Origin of the sequence: Pseudomonas sp. GM24 (assembly GCF_000282235.1) — a bacterium.
Lineage (GTDB): Bacteria > Pseudomonadota > Gammaproteobacteria > Pseudomonadales > Pseudomonadaceae > Aquipseudomonas.
In genome coordinates this window covers 1-18,539 of record NZ_AKJR01000187.1, presented here as the reverse complement: position 1 = coordinate 18,539, position 18,539 = coordinate 1, and the positions used below count along the sequence as shown (strand labels likewise).

Genomic DNA, 18,539 nt, shown 5'->3' with positions numbered 1-18,539 from the left:
TTGGTTCAAACTACAGACTTTCAAGTAGGGAGATGTAGGGCGATGCAAGGCCACCCAGACGTTATCGATTACCTCAACACGTTGCTGACCGGCGAACTGGCCGCGCGTGACCAATATTTCGTTCATTCGCGGATGTATGAGGACTGGGGGTTCACCAAGCTCTACGAGCGAATCAATCACGAGATGGAAGAAGAAGCCGGTCACGCTGATGCGTTGATGCGCCGGATTCTGATGCTCGAAGGTACGCCGCGCATGCGTCCGGATGACTTGGACGTTGGCACCACGGTGCCGGAGATGCTCGAAGCCGATCTGCGTCTTGAGTACAAGGTCCGCGCTGCCCTGTGCAAAGGCATCGAGTTGTGCGAGCAGCACAAAGACTATGTCAGCCGCGAGATCCTGCGGGTTCAGCTCAATGACACCGAAGAAGATCACACCTACTGGCTGGAAAAGCAGCTGGGCCTGATCAAGCTGATCGGCCTTGAGAACTACCTGCAATCTCATACTTCCTGATTGCAATCGATACAAAAAAGCCCCTGTCACTGATGAAGTGACAGGGGCTTTTTCATGTCTGGCGTTTACGCCCGATCGCGGATCAGCAGTGGTTTGAGGTAATGACCAGTATGAGATTGCTTCATCTCGGCCACTTCTTCCGGTGTACCGGTGGCAATGATCTGCCCACCTTTGGAACCACCCTCGGGTCCGAGATCGACCAGCCAGTCGGCCGTCTTGATCACGTCGAGGTTGTGTTCGATCACCACCACCGTATTGCCGTGGTCGCGCAGGCGATGCAGGACGTCGAGCAACTGCTGAATATCTGCGAAGTGCAAACCGGTAGTCGGCTCATCGAGGATATACAGGGTCTTGCCAGTGTCGCGCTTGGACAGCTCGCGAGACAGCTTGACCCGCTGTGCCTCGCCGCCGGATAACGTGGTCGCCGACTGTCCGAGCTTGATGTACGACAGGCCGACATCCATCAACGTTTGCAGCTTGCGCGCCAGTGCCGGCACCGCGTCGAAGAACTCCCGGGCTTCCTCGATGGTCATTTCGAGGGTTTCGTGGATGCTCTTGCCCTTGTATTTGATTTCAAGGGTTTCGCGGTTGTAACGCTTGCTCTTGCACACGTCGCACGGTACGTAGATGTCCGGCAGAAAGTGCATTTCCACCTTGATCAGGCCATCACCCTGGCATGCTTCGCAACGACCGCCCTTGACGTTGAACGAGAAACGTCCCGGGCCGTAACCACGGGAGCGCGACTCGGGCACGCCGGCGAACAGTTCACGGATCGGCGTGAACAGCCCCGTGTACGTTGCTGGGTTGGAGCGCGGCGTTCGGCCAATCGGGCTCTGGTCGATATCGACGACTTTGTCGAGATGCTCCAGGCCTTTGATACTGTCGTGCGCAGCCGCTTCCAGCGTGGTCGCACCATTGAGCGCCGTGGCGCTCAGCGGGAACAGCGTGTTGTTGATCAGCGTCGATTTGCCCGAGCCGGACACGCCGGTGACGCACGTCAGCAAGCCAATCGGGATGTCGAGGTCGACATTACGCAGGTTGTTGCCGCGCGCGCCTTTCAGCGACAGATTGAGCTTCTTGTTACGTGGCGTACGTTTGGCCGGCACTTCAATCTTCACCCGGCCCGACAGGTATTTACCGGTCAGGGAATCTGGATGCGCCATGACTTCAGCCGGCGTACCTTCGGCAACGATCTGCCCACCGTGTACGCCAGCGCCGGGGCCGATATCGACGACATAGTCAGCCAAGCGAATCGCATCTTCGTCGTGCTCGACCACGATTACCGTGTTACCGATGTCGCGCAGGTGCTTGAGAGTGCCGAGCAGTCGATCATTGTCACGCTGGTGCAAGCCAATGGACGGTTCGTCGAGGATGTACAAAACACCCACCAGGCCAGCGCCGATCTGGCTGGCCAGACGAATACGTTGTGCTTCACCACCGGAAAGGGTGTCAGCGCTGCGATCCAGCGACAGATAATCGAGACCGACGTTGACGAGGAACTGCAGACGCTCACGGATTTCCTTGAGAATCTTGTCCGCGATCTCGCCACGGCGGCCGGTCATCTTCAGTTGGCCGAAGTATTCGCAAGCATCGCCGATCGGCAGATTGGTCACTGCCGGCAATGTCTTCTCGCCAACCCACACGTGGCGCGCTTCGCGACGCAGGCGCGTGCCACGGCAGTCCGGGCACGACTGAGTGCTGAGGAACTTGGCCAACTCTTCACGCACGCTCGCCGACTCGGTCTCGCGGTAGCGACGCTCGAGGTTGGGCACGATGCCTTCGAACGGGTGCGAACGTTTGACGATATCGCCGCGGTCGTTGAGGTATTTGAAGTCGACGTTCTGCGAGCCGCTGCCGTGCAGGATGGATTTCTGCTGATCGGCCGGCAGATCGTTGAACGGCACTTCCAGGCTGAAGCCGTAGTGCGAGGCCAGTGAGCCGAGCATCTGGAAGTAATAGACGTTACGCCGGTCCCAGCCGCGAATCGCACCTTCGGCCAGCGTCAGCTCACCGTTGACCAATCGCTTGATGTCGAAGAACTGCTTTACCCCCAGACCATCGCACGTCGGGCAGGCGCCGGCCGGGTTGTTGAAGGAGAACAGTTTGGGTTCGAGTTCGCTGATTGCATGCCCGCAGATCGGGCAAGCGAAGCGGGCGGAGAAGATCATTTCTTCGCCCGGCTCATCGTCCATCGGCGCGACCAGGGCGATACCGTCCGCCAGCTTCAGCGCGGTTTCGAAGGACTCCGCCAAACGCTGTTGCAGGTCGGCGCGCACTTTGAAGCGGTCGACGATCACATCGATCGAGTGCTTCTTCTGTTTATCCAGTTTCGGCAGCTCGTCGAGTTCGCAGATCCGGCCGTTGACCCTGGCGCGGACGAAACCTTGGGCGCGCAGCTCTTCGAAGACCGACAGGTGTTCACCTTTACGCTCGCGGATCACCGGCGCCAGCAGCATCAGTTTGCTGCCTTCCGGTTGCGCCAGCACCAGGTCGACCATCTGGCTGACGGTCTGCGCTTCCAGCGGAATGTCGTGATCCGGGCAGCGCGGCGTACCCACGCGTGCATAAAGCAAACGCAGGTAGTCGTAGATTTCAGTGATGGTGCCGACCGTGGAGCGCGGGTTGTGCGAGGTCGACTTCTGTTCGATGGAGATCGCCGGCGACAGGCCTTCGATGGTGTCGACGTCGGGTTTTTCCATCATCGACAGGAACTGGCGGGCGTAGGCCGACAGCGATTCGACATAGCGGCGCTGACCTTCGGCGTACAGTGTGTCGAAGGCCAGGGACGACTTGCCGGATCCGGACAGGCCGGTGATGACGATCAGCTTGTCCCGTGGCAGGGTCAGGTCGATGTTCTTCAGGTTGTGGGTACGGGCCCCACGTATCAGGATCTTGTCCAAAGTGGCCTCGCTCGGCGGGCGTCGAAAACGTAGGAGTATACGGGCAAATACTGGATGGATGCACACTATCAAACGAAGGGTTTTTTACCCTGGATGAAGAGAGTTTCATCTATACGCGTCAAAGCGTCGCGATATACCCCGTCTACCGATGGGACTGGTAGAATCGCCGCCGGTTCACACGAGGTTTTTCCATGCACGATCCCCACAGCGAACGCATGAGTGGCAGCGAGACCCGCGCGGCGAGCGGTCTGGCCCTGGTGTTCGCCTTCCGTATGCTGGGCATGTTCATGGTGTTGCCGGTACTGGCGACCTATGGCATGGACCTGGCAGGCGCGACCCCGGCCCTGATCGGCTTGGCTATCGGCGCTTACGGCCTGACCCAAGCGATTTTCCAGATTCCGTTCGGGATCATTTCCGACCGCATTGGCCGTCGTCCGGTGATTTACCTCGGGCTGATCGTCTTCGCGCTTGGCAGCGTGCTGGCCTCTCAGGCCGATTCGATCTGGGGCGTAATCGCCGGGCGGATCCTGCAAGGTGCCGGGGCGATTTCCGCTGCGGTCATGGCGCTGCTTTCCGACCTGACCCGCGAACAGCACCGCACCAAGGCGATGGCGATGATCGGCATGACCATCGGTTTGTCGTTTGCCGTGGCCATGGTCGTCGGGCCTTTGCTGACCCGCGCTTTCGGTCTGTCCGGACTGTTCCTCGCCACCGGTGCCATGGCATTGGTCGGTATCGCCATCATCATGTTCATGGTGCCGCGTTCCACCGGGCCGTTGCAGCATCGTGAATCCGGCGTGGCGCGTCAGGCCTTGATGCCAACGCTCAAGCATCCAGACTTGCTGCGCCTCGATTTAGGTATCTTTGTGTTGCATGCGATGCTGATGTCGAGCTTCGTCGCATTGCCCCTGGCGCTGGTCGAAAAAGCCGGTTTGCCCAAGGAGCAGCACTGGTGGGTCTACCTCACCGCGCTGCTGATTTCGTTCTTCGCCATGATCCCGTTCATCATCTACGGCGAGAAGAAACGCAAAATGAAACGAGTTTTGCTCGGCGCCGTCCTGACGCTGATGCTGACTGAGCTATTCTTCTGGCAGTTCGGCGACAGCCTGCGGGCTCTGGTGATTGGTACGGTGGTGTTCTTCACCGCGTTCAATCTGCTGGAGGCTTCATTGCCGTCGCTGATCAGCAAGGTTTCACCGGCGGGCGGAAAGGGCACGGCCATGGGCGTGTATTCCACCAGCCAGTTCCTTGGTTCGGCACTCGGCGGGATACTCGGCGGCTGGCTGTTTCAGCATGGCGGTCTGTCGGTTGTGTTCCTTGGATGTGCCGGGCTGGCTGCACTTTGGTTGGCCTTTGCTGTTACCATGCGTGAACCTCCCTACGTGACGAGCCTGCGCTTGCCGTTGTCGCCCGAGGCGATCCGCGAAGCGGGTCTGGTCGAGCGCCTCAAGGCCCTCGTAGGGGTAACCGATGCAGTGATAGTTGCTGACGAAGCGGCTGTTTACATCAAACTGGACAAAGAATTAGTGGATCGCGACACCCTCGAACGCCTGGTGAACAACCCGGCCGGGGCTGCTTGCGAAGCCTAGGAGAACGTTATGGCCCGTGGGGTTAACAAAGTCATATTGGTCGGCACTTGCGGCCAGGATCCCGAAGTTCGCTACCTGCCTAACGGTAACGCCGTGACCAACCTGAGTCTGGCCACCAGCGAACAATGGACCGACAAGCAAACCGGTCAGAAGGTCGAGAAGACCGAATGGCACCGTGTTTCGATGTTCGGCAAGGTTGCTGAAATCGCTGGCGAATACCTGCGTAAAGGTTCGCAGGTCTACATCGAAGGCAAGCTGCAGACCCGCGAGTGGGAAAAAGACGGTATCAAGCGTTACACCACCGAAATCGTGGTCGACATGCAAGGCACCATGCAACTGCTCGGCGGCCGTCCACAACAGGGCGATCAACAAGGCGGTGGCAACAACTACCAGCAGTCGGCTCCAACTCCACGTCAGCAGGCACCGCGTCCGCAGCAGTCGGCTCCACAGCAGCGTTCGGCCCCGGCTCCACAGCAGGCCGCACCGCAACCGGCTCCGGATTTCGACAGCTTTGATGACGATATCCCGTTCTGATTTGTCGCTGCACCCGTTCTAAGTAAAAAGGCCCGTCGCTGAAGCGACGGGCCTTTTTTGTGGGGCTTTTTTTCGTCTGCGGTTATCCCAAATCCCACAGGGATATCAGTGGTTCAGTCGAGGATCAGGTGCGGCAGAAAGCGGCTGGAATCTTTGGTGATCAGGCTGTTGTCTTCCCGTACACCAATCCCCGCAGCCTGATCGCCAATCACCCAGGAACCGATCAGCGTGTAGCTGTCGCCGAATTTCGGCAGCGGTGCAAATTCCTGCAGGATAAATGGCGCATCCGTGTAGGGCCCATCCTCTTTGACAATCAGACCGTCTGCCGTTTGCAGCTCAATGTTGGCGCCTTCGCGGGAGAAGTACGGCTTGCGTACCCATCCCTTGGGCACGGCGCTGGCCGGATTCGGATCGAGATGCGCCGCCAGCAGATTCGGATGGCCCTGGTGCAGCTCCCACAGTAGCGGCAACGCGCCCTTGTTCGACAGGATCGCCTTCCACGCCGGTTCGAAAAACTGCGTATCGCACTCGGCAATCGCCGCGCCGAACGGCTCGTGGAAGATGAATTCCCAGGCGTGCAGCTTGAACAGGTGCGGGATCCAGCGATCTTCCAGGTCGACGAAACGCCCTTCAGCGGTCAAACCGATGTCTTCGATATCGATGTGCCGTGATTCGATGCCGACCTTTTCGGCGATCAAGCGCAGGTAATCCGTGGTGCCCTTGTCCTCGACCGAGTCTCTCATCGAAGCGAAGTAGAACGGCCGCTTCAGTTGCAGCTCGGCGAAGGCCTTATGCAACTGGGTGTCGATGCTGTTGAACTGGTCGGCATGGCGCGGCAGCGTGCCGCGCTCGATGCATTGTTCCAGCCAGCCCCACTGAAAAGCCGCCGCTTCGTAGAGGCTGGTCGGCGTGTCGTAGTTGAGTTCCAGCAATTTCGCCGGGCCGTCGCCGCTGTAGGAAAAGTCCATGCGCCCGTACAGATGCGGATGACCTTCCCGCCAGGACGTGCGGATCATGTCGTAGTACGGCGTCGGGATGCTCAGGCGATCCAGCAGCTCTTCGCTGTTGACCACGCGGTCGACCAGGTCCATGCACATCTCGTGCAGTTCGGTGGTCGGGTCCTCAAGATCGTTTTCGATTTGCGCGAGCGTGAACTGGTAGTACGCGCTTTCGTCCCAGTACGGCTCGTCGTCGATGGTGTGGAACATGAAGCCGAGGCTTTCGGCAGTCTGTTTCCAGTCAGGCCGCTCGGCGCAGAGGATCTTCTTCATCGTCAGCTGCTCGAACGACCAGAACTGCTGCCCCAACCACCCCAGCCGCTGCGGGCACTGGACTGGCTGCCGAAGCCGCCGCGTGACGTCGATGAGGCCACATTGACCGGTTTGCTTTTGCTGCTTTCGTAATCCGTTTGGCTGCGCGTCGTGGTTTCGGCTCTGCGGTACTGCGTCGAGGTGTTGTACGGCTGGCGCGTTTCGCGATCGCGGTAAACCGTGCGCTCGGCGTTGTTGCTCATCGCGTTGCCGATCAGCCAACCGGTCAGCCAGCCATTTCCGCCTCCGCCGCCACCACCGCTGGAGACATGCGAAGTGCTTTGCACATGCTGCGCTGTCGTGTCACCGGCAGGCATTTGAGCATCGGCGATGGCGTCGAGGTTCTGCGCCGGTTCACCGCTCGCAAGCACTTTGAAGCCGCCGAGTTTCGGCACGAAGCGGCCGTCAGAATTCTTTTGGCACCAGTCAGCGGCAAAGTCCGCGTCGCACTTGGCCTTGTCGTCGTACGCCGGGGCAATGCGCCGGTGTTCGGTCAGGGCGGCGACGTAGGCGTTGGAGCAGACATCGGCGGCCACCTCGGCGTCGACGCACTGTTCCACATTCTGGAAACTGCGTGGTTGATCTGCGGCTGTCGCCTGGCCGGAAATGGCCATGGCCACCGAGGCGGCGAGGGACAACTGAACGTATTTGCTGCGTTTCATCTAAGGCTTCCTGCCGATCAGTTGGACGGTGTCATGCACGCGGCGTTGAGCATGCCGACGCTGATCGCGACCGCAGCAACATAGATACCCGAAGCCACTTCACCGTTGGCGATGCGCTGGGAGGTGCCTTTGAGCACTAGACCCGTGGCGAGGAATGCCAGCAGTTGCACCACGGCGGCAATCACTGCCCACAGTACGAAGTCGAGGACGTTGACCGAAAACGCAATCACGTTACTGGCCGGAATCGCGAAGCCGATGATCGCGCCGGACAGGGCGATGGCAGCGGCAACGTTGCCGGAGCGAATCAGCTCGAATTCCTTGTGCGGGGTGATGCGCGTGTAGACGAATTGAAACAGCATGAACAGCAGTACGGCGCCGATGAGATAGACGACGAAACCGACCAGTGCGGTTTTGTTCAGGGAAACGGCCAGCACTTCCAGCATGAAAAACTTCCTTTTTTAAATGGTGCTCAGATCTGTCGTGTACAGCGAAATGCCCAGCGAGGTGCTCAGGCTGACGGTGCCTTCTTCGTCCTGTTCGACGGAGAACAGCAGCAATTCGCGGCGATCGGTCAGGCCGGTCTCGCGCGCATAAAGCATTGAGTGATGTTCGATGGTGTAGCTCTCGTCCGGATTGACCACCTGTTCGGTCATCGGCACAAGTTCGGTCTGGCCTTGTTCGGTGCCCCACTCACGGCTGTATTCGACACCGTCGTGGTTGTAACCGGGCAAGCCGATCTGGCTGTCGGGGCCGGCCAGGCGCTGCAGTTCGGCGTCACTGTTGACGGTCACGTAACTGAGGTAGTTGAACAGGGTGACGGATTCGATCTGATCGTCACCGGTGACGTGGATCTGCAGCCAGAAATCCTCGTCGTTCATGTAATAGCGGTGCAGTTTATTGGACTGGCCGAGGTCGACCCAGCCGTGGCTCCAGATCGCCTGATCGAAGGGCACTCGCACTGTGGTCGAGCCATCGAGCAACAGCGCCAGCGTCGTATCGAACCTGACAGCCTTGCCTTGGGCCATGCCGAGTGGGCCACTGGCAACGGTCGGTGTTGGCGCAGCGGTCTGCCAGTTGCTGGTGCCCAGCAAGTCTTTAAACCATCCCATGGGTACGTTCCTTGAAGCGGGTGGAAGTGTTCGTCGGCGAAAAAGCGTCGCTAGTGTACCGGGCTCAGCGGCGAACGACACGCCGCAAACCATGTGGGAGCGAGCTTGCTCGCGAAGAGGGCGTATCAGTCAACAACGATGTCGACTGATACGCCGCTTTCGCGAGCAAGCTCGCTCCCACGGTTTTTTGCGCAGTGCTTACTGAGCGGACTTTTGCTTCAGACGCTCAAGAATCGCATTGGCGCTGCCTTCGTTCGGCGTGATGCCGGCGTCGCGCAGTTTGCGTTCCAGATCGTTGCCGGTCGAAGCGTCGGCCAGTTCGTCGGCAGCGCTCAGTTCAGCCGCGCGTTGCTGCTGCTTGGCCTGCAGACGGTTCAACGTACCGACGGCGGTTTCCAGTTTGCCATTGGCGCCGCCGCTGGCGATGGAAGCGCTGACTTGGGCTTTCTGCACGCTTTCGCGGGCCTTGGCCATGTCCACTTGTTGGCGCAGGCTCTTGATGCGCGACTCGGCTTTGCTGATGTCTTTGCGCATGTTTTCGGCGTAAGTGCCGAACTCGTCGCTCTGCTTTTTCTCGACATCCAGCTCGTTGGTCAGGGTCGAAATCGCTTCGGCCACTTCCATTGCCAGGTCTTCACGGCCGGCGTTCAGCGCCGAGACGGCTTTGGCTTCCAGATCCTTGATCTTGGCGTCGTACTCGCTTACGCGGTCGGCGGCCAGTTTGTGTTTGGCCATGATGGTGACCAATTCGCGACGGGCGTTCGACAGTGCGCTGTCGGCGTCACGGATTTCCTGATCGAGGATGCGCAGGGCCTGTTGGTCGGCAATCGCTTCGCCGACTTCATTGGCGCCGCCGCGCAGTGCGGTGAACAACTTGCTCCAGATGGACTGAGTCATTGGATATTCCCTGTTGATTACTTGAAGAAGTGTTCGAAGGCTTCGCTCGCGCGCTGCACGTTGTCGACCAGAGTTTTCACCTCGGTGACGACGTTGGTCAGGCTCGAGTCGGCGCTGAGGGCGCCAAACATGTTGTAAACGGTCTGCCCGTTCGGCATCGACTCGATACCGATCGACGACAGCGGGAACATTTCCCGGCTGCGCAACACGGCATCGTTGAAGGCGTGCACGTCGCTGATCGAATCGATGTCCACCAGCACGGTGTCGACGATGATCTGCTGGCCGGCCAGAGCGATGTGAATCGGCAGACCGCCGAATTCGTTCATTTCCAGCTTGATGCTGGGTTCGGAGCTCTGGATCAGCGACAGCGTGATCTCTTGCGAAGCCACCTCGTCCAGTGCCTTGAGGGCGTTGAAGAGGCTATCGATGGTCCAGTTGTTGCCTGCGCTCATGTAATTCTCCGACATGAAAGAGCCAGCCAGAATCGGTTGGCGTAGCTGTTGCTCCATTTGCTTGAGCAAGCTTCGGTTTTCGGGAAGCACCCAAGTTTCGTGTTTCACATAACCGGCAGCGGCCAGGCCTGCGCGCATCTGCTTCATATAGAAGCTCGACGGTTTTTTCGCCGACGGTTTCGCGCGCTCTCCCTTGGGGCTCTCTGACTTCGCGGTGGGGGAACGGCTTTTCATGGCAGTAGCTCGGTTATGGACATCTCACGCGTGAGCCACACTACAACCAATTCAAAGTGCCATCAATGGCTCACGCGTGAGATTTTTATGACAGACGAAAAAAGGCCCGCTGCAGCGCGGGCCCGGATTTCTTGCAGGATATTACTCAGCGCGTGGCGGCGAGGAATTCGTCAGTGGATACCACGCTGGCGTAGGCAAAACCCAGCGCTGACATGAACGCGGCGTGGACGTGGGCGGCCGGCACCGTCAGGCCATTGAACTCCAGGTCGCGGCTGGCGCAGGCGTCGTGAATCACCGAGACGGCGTAACCCAGATCCGCCGCCGCACGGGTGATGCCGTCAACGCACATGTGGCTCATGCTGCCGACCACCACCAGTTCCTTGATGCCTTGTTGGTCGAGGATCGCTTGCAGTTCGGTTTCGCGGAACGAGTTGACGAAGTGCTTTAGCACCACCGGTTCATCGGCACGGTTGAGTACCTTTGGATGCAGCTTGGCGCCCTCGGAGCCCGGGGTGAAAAACGGTGCGTCCGCTGAGGTGAATTCGTGGCGAATGTGTACCACCGAATCGCCGGCCTCGCGGAACGCGGCTATCAGCCGGGCGGCGTTGTCGGCGGCGGCATCAGCACCGGCCAGCGGCCACTTGCCTTGGGGGAAGTAGTCGTTCTGGATATCGACTACGATGAGCGCTTGCTTGGCCATGGGGGTGTCCTCGATGTATTGGCTGGAAGTGGCTTCAGTATTGGTGCTGGCCAGTGATTCGAGGATTGGCCGCACCGACAATAGACAGGGGAAAAATGACAATGGGCGCAGAAAGGGCCGCCATCGCTGAGTTGGGCGTGCTGATCTATCCAGGCGCGCAAATGGCGGCGGTGCACGGTCTGACCGATCTGTTTACGGTGGCCAACCGGATTGCCGCCGAACATCAGGCTGCGCAATTGCCAGTGCTGCGGGTCAGTCATTGGCAGGTCGAAGGTGATCAGTCGCCAACGCGGATTTACGCCAGCCATCCAGGGCACGACAGCGCTTTGCTGGCGGTGCTGATTCCGCCATCGATCGGCGGTTTTTCGGCGGCGCAAATGCCGGTCGGTCTGACGCAATGGTTGCGTTATCAGCATGCCCGCGGTGCGACGCTTGGCGGAGTTTGCGTAGGCTCGCTGCTGCTCGCCGAAAGCGGCTTGCTCGACGGCCGTAGCGCCACCACTCACTGGACCTCTGCCAAGGCTTTCGCCGAGTGTTACCCGAAAATCAAGCTCAAGGCTGATACGCCGATTGTCGATGACGGCGACCTGATCACCACGGCCGGATTGATGGCTTGGTCGGAACTCGGATTACGCCTGGTCGACAGGTTGCTCGGACCGAGCATCGCCACCAGCACCGCGCGCTTTCTGGTGGTGGAACACAGTGACAGCGCCAGTGAATGCGGCAGCAATTTCGCGCCGATTCTCGGTCATGGCGATGCGGCGATTCTCAAGGTTCAACATTGGCTGCAAAGCACCGGTGCGACGGATGTTTCCCTGGCGGCGATGGCGGAGCGGGCGGGGTTGGAAGAGCGCACATTTCTACGGCGGTTCCGCGCGGCGAGCGGGTTGAAACCGACCGAGTACTGCCAGCATTTGCGGGTGGGCAAGGCACGGGAAATGCTCGAGTTCAGCAATGGCACGATCGATCACATTGCCTGGACAGTTGGGTATCAGGATCCGGGGGCGTTTCGCGCGATATTCAAGAAGATTACCGGACTGGCGCCAAGTGATTACCGGGCGCGGTTTGGTGTGACCCCAAACCCTAAACCGGCGAACACCTAATGTGGGAGCGAGCCTGCTCGCGAAAGCGGTGGGGGCTGTAAGTTTGATGTCGACTGACACGACGCCTTCGCGAGCAGGCTAGCTCCCACATTGAACTCCACAGGACTATAGATCGTGCAAATTGCCGGGGTTTTGCGCGCGGTCGTGCAGATTGAAACAGGCGTGGTGCCAGCACGATTCTGGCAAGTTTCTGATTGGCCTAGAATTTTCGGAGATCGGTCATTGGCCTGATCTCTGCACCTCTCACCGCTACAGTCATCGAACCGATGGAAGGGGAACGCATGACCCCGACACCCCGCAGGAAAATCGTCGTCGCCCACTCGGTGCGCCCCGACGCGCCACAACACGAAGTACAGACCAACAAAGCGCTAGCCCGCTGGCTGGCGCAGATTCTCGGGTGCAAGTTCGGCGGCAGCTATGACGCTGAAAAACACCAGGGTCGTGATCTGTATTTACTGCCGACGCAAACCATTGTCGGCCCGGCCAGCGCTCACGCACTCGGTATCAAGGGACCGGAGGATCTGTGGGGCGGGTTCGTCGAGCACGACTTCATCTGCACCAAAGCCATCAGCCACGGCCTGCGCAGTCATCTGGCGCACGCGCCGCAAGGCTGGTCGCCATTGTTTTCCGAGCGCGTGCGTAACGTGGTCCTTGATGGCCTCAGCGTTTTTGCGCTGGAAGACGCGCGGCCCGCTGCCGAGCACTTGCTGTACAACGGCCCGATCCGCTTGAAGCCGGTTCACGCCTGCGCCGGTCGTGGCCAGGAAGTGATCAAGAGCCTTGATGCCTTCGACGACATTCTTGCCCGCCCTGACATTGAAAAACAGTTCAGTGAGGGTGTGGTGCTGGAACAGGACTTGAGCGACGTGGTCACCCACAGCGTCGGCCAGTCATTCATCGGCGATAAGGTGCTGAGTTACTGCGGTGATCAATACTTGACCAAGGATGCCCACGGCGAAGAGGTCTACGGCGGCTCGAATCTGCTGGTGGTGCAGGGTGATTATGACGAACTGCTGAAGTTGAACCTGCCCGACGATGTGCGTCTGGCCATTGAGCAGGCGCAGGTTTTCGACGCTGCCGCCGATGAGGCTTACCCACGCTTCTACGCCTCGCGACGCAATTACGACATTGCCCAGGGCCTGGACAGCAACGGTAAATCCCGCAGCGGCGTGCTCGAACAATCCTGGCGCATGGGCGGCGCCAGCAGTGCTGAAGTCGCGGCGTTGCAAAGCTTCGTCAACGATCCGGGGATGCGTGCGATTCGCGTGTCATCGGTGGAAACCTATATCGATCAGCCGCTGCCGGCGGACGCCATCGAGGTCTATCGCGGCCCGGCTGAGAACAGCGAATTTCTCCTCAAATACGTAACGGTCAAATCCTATGACGGCTAGAAGCGAAAGCATTCAAATCGACATTGATGATGAACAGATGAGCGGGACCTTTCTCAGTCCCAAATCGAAAGTGCCGGGGGTGTTGTTTGTACATGGTTGGGGCGGTAGTCAGGAGCGCGACCTTGAGCGCGCCAAAGGCATTGCCGGTCTAGGTTGTGTGTGCCTGACCTTCGACTTGCGCGGGCATACCGGCGGCACCGGGATTCCGCTGACCCGCGTTACCCGCGAAGATAACCTGCGTGATTTGCTCGCGGCCTATGACCGCTTGCTCGCGCATCCAGCACTCGATACCTCGGCGATTGCCGTGGTCGGCACCAGTTATGGCGGTTACCTGGCGGCGATCCTCACCTCGCTGCGCCCGGTGCGCTGGCTGGCGTTGCGCGTTCCGGCGCTGTATCGCGACGAGCAATGGCATACGCCCAAGCGTGAGCTGGACAAGGCCGATTTGCGTGATTACCGCAGCACGCTGGTGCGCGCGGACACCAATCGGGCGCTGCATGCGTGTTCGCAATTCACCGGGGATGTGTTGCTGGTGGAGTCGGAAACCGATGACTACGTGCCCCACGCGGCGATCATGAGTTACCGCGCGGCGTGCCAGCAGACGCATTCATTGACGCACCGGATTATCGACGGCGCCGATCATGCGTTGAGCGAGCCGGTGTCGCAGCAGGCTTACACCTCGATTCTGGTGGACTGGATTACCGAGATGGTTGTGGGCGAGCGGTTGAGCATTATTCAATCAGCATGATTTTTTAGTGTTCTTTCGAACGCTATCGCGAGCAGGCTCACTCCTACATTTTGGAATGCGTTCACTTGTAGGAGTGAGCCTGCTCACGATAGCGATTTCGAATTCAAAAACTAACTCAAGAGGGGTTTTTCTCGATCCGAAGCGCCTTGGCCTTGGCCTCAACCACCAGATACATCACCACCGTGATCAACAACGGCAACAGAAAATAAATCGCCCGATACGCCAGCAATCCCGCCACCAGGCTGCCGCGTGAAGCCTCGTGTTGCAGCAACGCTACAAACACCGCCTCCAGCACCCCAAGGCCCGCCGGAATATGCGTAATGACCCCGGCAATCGCGCTGATCAACAACACGCCCAGCACCAACGGATAATCCAGCTTGCTCGGCAGCAAGGTGAAAATCACCGCCGCCATCAGCGACCAGTTCAACGCGCCCAGCAGTAGTTGCAAGACCGCCATGCGCAATGACGGCAGGTTGATTTCCACGCCGCGGATCGACCACTCGCGGCGTTTGGAAAACTGACAAGCGGCCAGATAGCCGACGCTGATCAACAGCAGCAGAACGCCGATGCCTTGCAGCGCACTGCTGCTGATTTTCCAGCCCGGTGGCATTGTCACCAATCCACTGCTGAACACCACGCCGGCAATGGTCATGTAGCCAAACCAATTGGTCGCCAGGCTCAAACCGAGGATCTTGGCGATGTTGCTTTTGCTCACGCCAAGACGCGAATACAGCCGATAACGCATGGCGATGCCGCCCACCCACGCGCTCAGATTCAAGTTGAACGCATAGCTGATGATCCCCACCGGCAGAATCTGTTTCCAGGTCAGGTCCTGACGAATGTAAGTGCGGCCGATCAGGTCAAAACTGGCGTAGGTGAGAAAGCTCAGCAAAGTCACGCCAGCGGCGATGATCAACGTGCGCACCTTGAAGTCGGCCAGGGTTTGCAGGACTTCGGCCCATTCGATGCGCGTGGCGAACATCGTCAGCAAGACAATCAGCGCGAGGAAAAACAACAGGGTCAACGGGCGCTTCCAGCGACTCCATTTCGAATGGGTGGCTGGCGCCGCATGGCCGCTCGGGTGCGCTTCGGAGTGGCTCATGGCGTGTTCCCTCGAAATGGCTTGAGCCGTGGTTTATGTGCTGGCAACCATCCGGCCATCGCCGGGAAATGCCGCAGAAAGTGGAACACCAGAAACCCTACGGTCATGTGCCAGATGCGCCCGCGCGGGGACTTGCTGGCGTCCATGGCTTTGCAGTGGTTCTGGCTGAGGTCGTCGAGGCGTTCGAACAAATGCTGATTGAAAGCGCGGTCGCGGATCAGCACATTGGCTTCCAGATTCAGCGACAGGCTCAGCGGGTCGAGATTGCTCGAGCCGACCGTGCTCCATTCTTCGTCGACCAGCGCCACTTTGCCGTGCAGCGGGCGCTGGCAATATTCGTGGATTTGCACGCCGGCCTTGAGCAAGTAGTCGTAGGTCATGCGCGCCGCCAGTTTGGCCACCAGCATGTCCGGTTGACCCTGCAGAATCAGGCGCACCTCGACCCCGCGACGTGCCGCGTTGCGGATTTCCCGCAGCAAACGGTAACCGGGGAAGAAGTAGGCGTTGGCGATCACCACGCGGCGCTTGGCCCGGCGCAGTACCTGCAAATACACATCTTCGATATCGGAGTGGTGCTGGTCGTTGTCGCGGAATACCAGGCGCACCTGACCGTCGTGGTCATCGAAAGCCATCTCCGCGCGACGTTGACGCCGACGTTGCCACCAGAACCGCGCACGGCCCGGCCGACCACTTTGCAGCAGGGCGAAATGATGGATGTCGGCGACCGCCGGGCCCTGAATTTCCACCGAATAATCCTGCTTGGCTTCGGGGCCGAAATCGGCCAGGTGATCGCCGGAAAAGTTGATCCCGCCAATAAACGCGATCAGGCCGTCGACCACCACAATCTTGCGGTGCAAACGCCGGAACCAGTTGGTGCGAATGCCCAGGCGTTTCGGTGCCGGATCGAAGATTTGCAGATGCACGCCGGCCTCGCTCAGCGCGGTCAGATAACCGGTGCTCAACTCGCCGCAACCAAAGCCGTCGAGGCTGACCGTGGTGCGCACGCCACGCCGGGCAGCGTCGATCAGAATCTCCTGTAACTCGGCACCGACCTTGTCTTCGAAAACGATAAAGGTCTCGAGGAGGATTTCACTTTTCGCTGCGCGCATCGCTTCGAACACACGAGGGAAATACTCCTCGCCGTTTTCCAGTAATTGCACACGGTTATTGCCCTGCCAGCTGTACTCGACATCAACATGGCCGGGCTCACGGATCGGCGGGTTGATGGCGATCGGTTCCACGGCGGATTTCTCCAGCGGCGCGCTGCTCATAGTTCGATCTCCACCGATAACGGAACATGGTCGGAAAGGTGCGACCAGGGACGGTTGGCCAGGACCTTCGGTTGGCTGGCCTTGAGGTTGCGTACGTAAATACGATCGAGCCGCAGCGCCGGCAAACGTGCTGGAAAACTGCGCGCCGGTTTGCCCTGGTGCTCGGCGAATACTTCGCGCAAGCCGCAGGGTTTGAGTTGTGCATCGGCGCGCTGGCGCCAGTCGTTGAAGTCGCCGGCGACGATCACTGGCGCGTCGTTGGGCAACTCCGCCAGGCGTTGCATGAGCAAATCCAGTTGCGCGTTGCGATGACTTTCGCGCAGGCCCAGATGCACGCAAATCGCATGCACTTCGGTGCCATCACCGGGCAGGCGCAACACGCAATGCAGCAGGCCACGGTTTTCGTGGCCGCTGATCGACACGTCGAGATTGTCGTGGCGGATGATCTGGAATTTCGACAGCAGCGCATTGCCGTGATCGCCCTCCGGGTACACCGCATTGCGCCCGTAGGCGAACTGCGGCCACAGGCTGTCGGCGAGAAACTCGTACTGCGGCATTGTCGGCCAGTTGCTGTAGCGCTTGGGATGATGCTCGTGGGTGCCGTGGACTTCCTGCAGAAACACCACATCGGCCGCGACGCTGCGCACCGCTTCGCGCAGTTCCGGCAGGATGAAGCGCCGATTCAGTGCGGTAAAACCCTTGTGAGTATTGACCGTCAGTACGGTGAACGTGCGGACCGAGGGCGCGACCACCGAGCCTTCATCGGTGAAGCCGACCGGTTCTGGAATGCTCATGCCAACACTCCTTCGCCAGCGGGTTCGCCGGGGGTGGTGGCGAGGTCCTTGTCCAGCTCGAAACGATGCAACAGATTGCGCGCGTCATACGGTGCGCGGACTTTGATGTCGTTGTCGAAATAGCAGAACACTTCACGGGATTTGCGCGCGCGCGGCTTCAAGCGTGGCGCGATCAGGTGCGCGTCTTTTGGTTGCTCACCGTGGTGCCAGGCGTCGATGCGTTCGGCCCAGCGCTTGAGGGCTGGTGCGGTGTAGCCGCTGGCGTAGAGTTCTTCGGCGCCGTGCAGGCGCAGGTAGACAAAGTCGCTGGTCAGGTCTTCGCGGTACGGCCATTTGTTCGCGGTGTCAGCGATCACCAGCGCGGTGTTGTGGCGCTTCAACAAGCGTACGAACTCGGGGTCGATGAAGCTCTCGTTGCGGATTTCCACAGCGTGGCGCAGTGGTTTTTTACGCCAGGCCTTCATGCTGGCGTGGCCGTGCAGGTGAGCGTCGTGTTGATGGGCGAGGGTGGCGGCGGCTTCGGTGTCGTGGGGCAATAGTGCGAGGAAATGTTCAAAGCGCTCAGGCTCGAATTTGAAGTTCGGCGGAAACTGCCAAAGGATCGGTCCGAGTTTTTCCTTGAGTTCCAGCACCCCGGAGGCGAAGAAATTGGCCAACGGTTTTTCGATCTCGCGCAAGCGGCGGATGTGGGTGATGAAACGCGGCGCCTTGACGCTGAAGACGAAGTCGTCGGGCGTTTCTGCGTACCACTGCGCATAGCGCTCCGGCCGTTGCAGGGCGTAGAACGATCCATTGATTTCGATGCTGTTGAGCGCCCGCGAAGCGAACTGCAATTCGCGTTTCTGCGCCAGTCCCTTGGGGTAGAAGTCCCCGCGCCACGGTTCGTAGCGCCAGCCGGAAATACCGATGTGAATCGTTGCCATGCCACCCTCCCGTCGAAAGTCCTCGTGTTGCCGTTATCTTTTGATGACTGCGCACGGTTCGGGAAAGTTTCGATGGCATTACGGACGGTCACACGTCTTTAAGGCAAAGATCAAAAGCGCTCCCCCTCACCCCAACCCTCTCCCCCAGAGGGGGCGAGGGGGAAGGGAGCAGATCTTCAGGGTTTTCAGGGTTTGAGTTCGAAAACCAAGGGGGAAGGGAGCTGGTTTTTATGGTTTTCAGGGTCTGAGTTCGACTCCGGACTTTCAGATCGGTGCAGCCGGATCAGGCAACTCGGTCAGTTCCCTCTCC

18 protein-coding genes are annotated in these 18,539 nt (G+C 59.5%); 6 read left to right on the top strand and 12 right to left on the bottom strand.

What is annotated here, in order from left to right:
- Positions 1–42 precede the first annotated feature (42 nt).
- Entirely contained in the window at positions 43–510 is a 468-nt protein-coding gene (gene bfr / locus PMI23_RS20325; RefSeq protein ID WP_007918444.1) for a bacterioferritin, read from the top strand.
- A gap of 65 nt (positions 511–575) precedes the next feature.
- Here bfr and uvrA read toward each other — a convergent pair whose 3' ends face one another.
- On the bottom strand, positions 576–3,410 hold the full coding sequence (gene uvrA / locus PMI23_RS20320) for an excinuclease ABC subunit UvrA (protein ID WP_007918441.1): 2,835 nt from the start codon (positions 3,408–3,410) through the stop codon (positions 576–578).
- A 191-nt stretch (positions 3,411–3,601) separates the two neighbouring features.
- On the opposite strand from uvrA, the gene PMI23_RS20315 reads away from it, so the two are divergent.
- Both PMI23_RS20315 and PMI23_RS20310 read left to right on the top strand, forming a co-directional pair.
- Entirely contained in the window at positions 3,602–4,999 is a 1,398-nt protein-coding gene (locus tag PMI23_RS20315) for an MFS transporter (RefSeq protein WP_007950096.1), read from the top strand.
- Positions 5,000–5,008: 9 nt separating this feature from the next.
- Entirely contained in the window at positions 5,009–5,533 is a 525-nt protein-coding gene (locus PMI23_RS20310) for a single-stranded DNA-binding protein (RefSeq protein WP_007917224.1), read from the top strand.
- Between the two features lie 113 nt (positions 5,534–5,646).
- Here the strand turns inward: PMI23_RS20310 and PMI23_RS20305 are convergent, their stop codons facing one another.
- The 7 genes from PMI23_RS20305 to PMI23_RS20275 form a co-directional block, all read right to left on the bottom strand.
- Positions 5,647–6,804 (bottom strand): glutathionylspermidine synthase family protein, encoded by a 1,158-nt coding sequence (locus PMI23_RS20305; protein WP_007917223.1) that lies wholly within the window; start codon positions 6,802–6,804, stop codon positions 5,647–5,649.
- 2 nt (positions 6,805–6,806) lie between these two features.
- Positions 6,807–7,505: a DUF1190 domain-containing protein gene (locus PMI23_RS20300; RefSeq protein ID WP_007917222.1), complete on the bottom strand. Its 699-nt coding sequence runs from the start codon at positions 7,503–7,505 to the stop codon at positions 6,807–6,809.
- 17 nt (positions 7,506–7,522) lie between these two features.
- Entirely contained in the window at positions 7,523–7,948 is a 426-nt protein-coding gene (locus PMI23_RS20295) for a DUF350 domain-containing protein (RefSeq protein WP_007917221.1), read from the bottom strand.
- Between the two features lie 15 nt (positions 7,949–7,963).
- Positions 7,964–8,614, bottom strand: a complete 651-nt coding sequence (locus tag PMI23_RS20290; protein WP_007917219.1) for a DUF2491 family protein — start codon at positions 8,612–8,614, stop codon at positions 7,964–7,966.
- Between the two features lie 198 nt (positions 8,615–8,812).
- Positions 8,813–9,511: a PspA/IM30 family protein gene (locus PMI23_RS20285; RefSeq protein WP_007917217.1), complete on the bottom strand. Its 699-nt coding sequence runs from the start codon at positions 9,509–9,511 to the stop codon at positions 8,813–8,815.
- Positions 9,512–9,528: 17 nt separating this feature from the next.
- Entirely contained in the window at positions 9,529–10,197 is a 669-nt protein-coding gene (locus PMI23_RS20280) for a YjfI family protein (RefSeq protein WP_007917215.1), read from the bottom strand.
- Between the two features lie 145 nt (positions 10,198–10,342).
- Positions 10,343–10,897: a cysteine hydrolase family protein gene (locus tag PMI23_RS20275; RefSeq protein WP_007950095.1), complete on the bottom strand. Its 555-nt coding sequence runs from the start codon at positions 10,895–10,897 to the stop codon at positions 10,343–10,345.
- A gap of 101 nt (positions 10,898–10,998) precedes the next feature.
- On the opposite strand from PMI23_RS20275, the gene PMI23_RS20270 reads away from it, so the two are divergent.
- The 3 genes from PMI23_RS20270 to PMI23_RS20260 all read left to right on the top strand — a co-directional run bounded on the left by PMI23_RS20270 (position 10,999) and on the right by PMI23_RS20260 (position 14,139).
- The gene (locus tag PMI23_RS20270) at positions 10,999–12,000 is read left to right on the top strand and encodes a GlxA family transcriptional regulator (protein WP_007917208.1); all 1,002 of its coding nucleotides are present in this window, start codon (positions 10,999–11,001) and stop codon (positions 11,998–12,000) included.
- 281 nt (positions 12,001–12,281) lie between these two features.
- On the top strand, positions 12,282–13,391 hold the full coding sequence (locus PMI23_RS20265; protein WP_007917207.1) for a DUF3182 family protein: 1,110 nt from the start codon (positions 12,282–12,284) through the stop codon (positions 13,389–13,391).
- Entirely contained in the window at positions 13,381–14,139 is a 759-nt protein-coding gene (locus PMI23_RS20260; RefSeq protein WP_007917206.1) for an alpha/beta hydrolase family protein, read from the top strand. Before PMI23_RS20265 ends, PMI23_RS20260 begins: the two co-directional genes overlap by 11 nt.
- Before the next feature lie 115 nt (positions 14,140–14,254).
- On the opposite strand, the gene PMI23_RS20255 is transcribed toward PMI23_RS20260, so the two are convergent.
- From PMI23_RS20255 to PMI23_RS20240, 4 genes are read right to left on the bottom strand one after another with little or no spacing between them, the layout of a single operon-like run.
- A complete protein-coding gene (locus PMI23_RS20255; RefSeq protein WP_007917199.1) occupies positions 14,255–15,241 on the bottom strand; it encodes a lysylphosphatidylglycerol synthase domain-containing protein in 987 nt (328 codons plus the stop codon).
- Positions 15,238–16,512, bottom strand: a complete 1,275-nt coding sequence (gene clsB, locus PMI23_RS20250) for a cardiolipin synthase ClsB (RefSeq protein WP_007917197.1) — start codon at positions 16,510–16,512, stop codon at positions 15,238–15,240. The genes PMI23_RS20255 and clsB overlap by 4 nt, the downstream gene beginning before the upstream one ends.
- Positions 16,509–17,306 (bottom strand): endonuclease/exonuclease/phosphatase family protein, encoded by a 798-nt coding sequence (locus PMI23_RS20245; protein WP_007917196.1) that lies wholly within the window; start codon positions 17,304–17,306, stop codon positions 16,509–16,511. Before PMI23_RS20245 ends, clsB begins: the two co-directional genes overlap by 4 nt.
- Positions 17,303–18,229, bottom strand: a complete 927-nt coding sequence (locus PMI23_RS20240; RefSeq protein WP_007917195.1) for a DUF72 domain-containing protein — start codon at positions 18,227–18,229, stop codon at positions 17,303–17,305. The genes PMI23_RS20245 and PMI23_RS20240 overlap by 4 nt, the downstream gene beginning before the upstream one ends.
- Positions 18,230–18,539 lie beyond the last annotated feature (310 nt).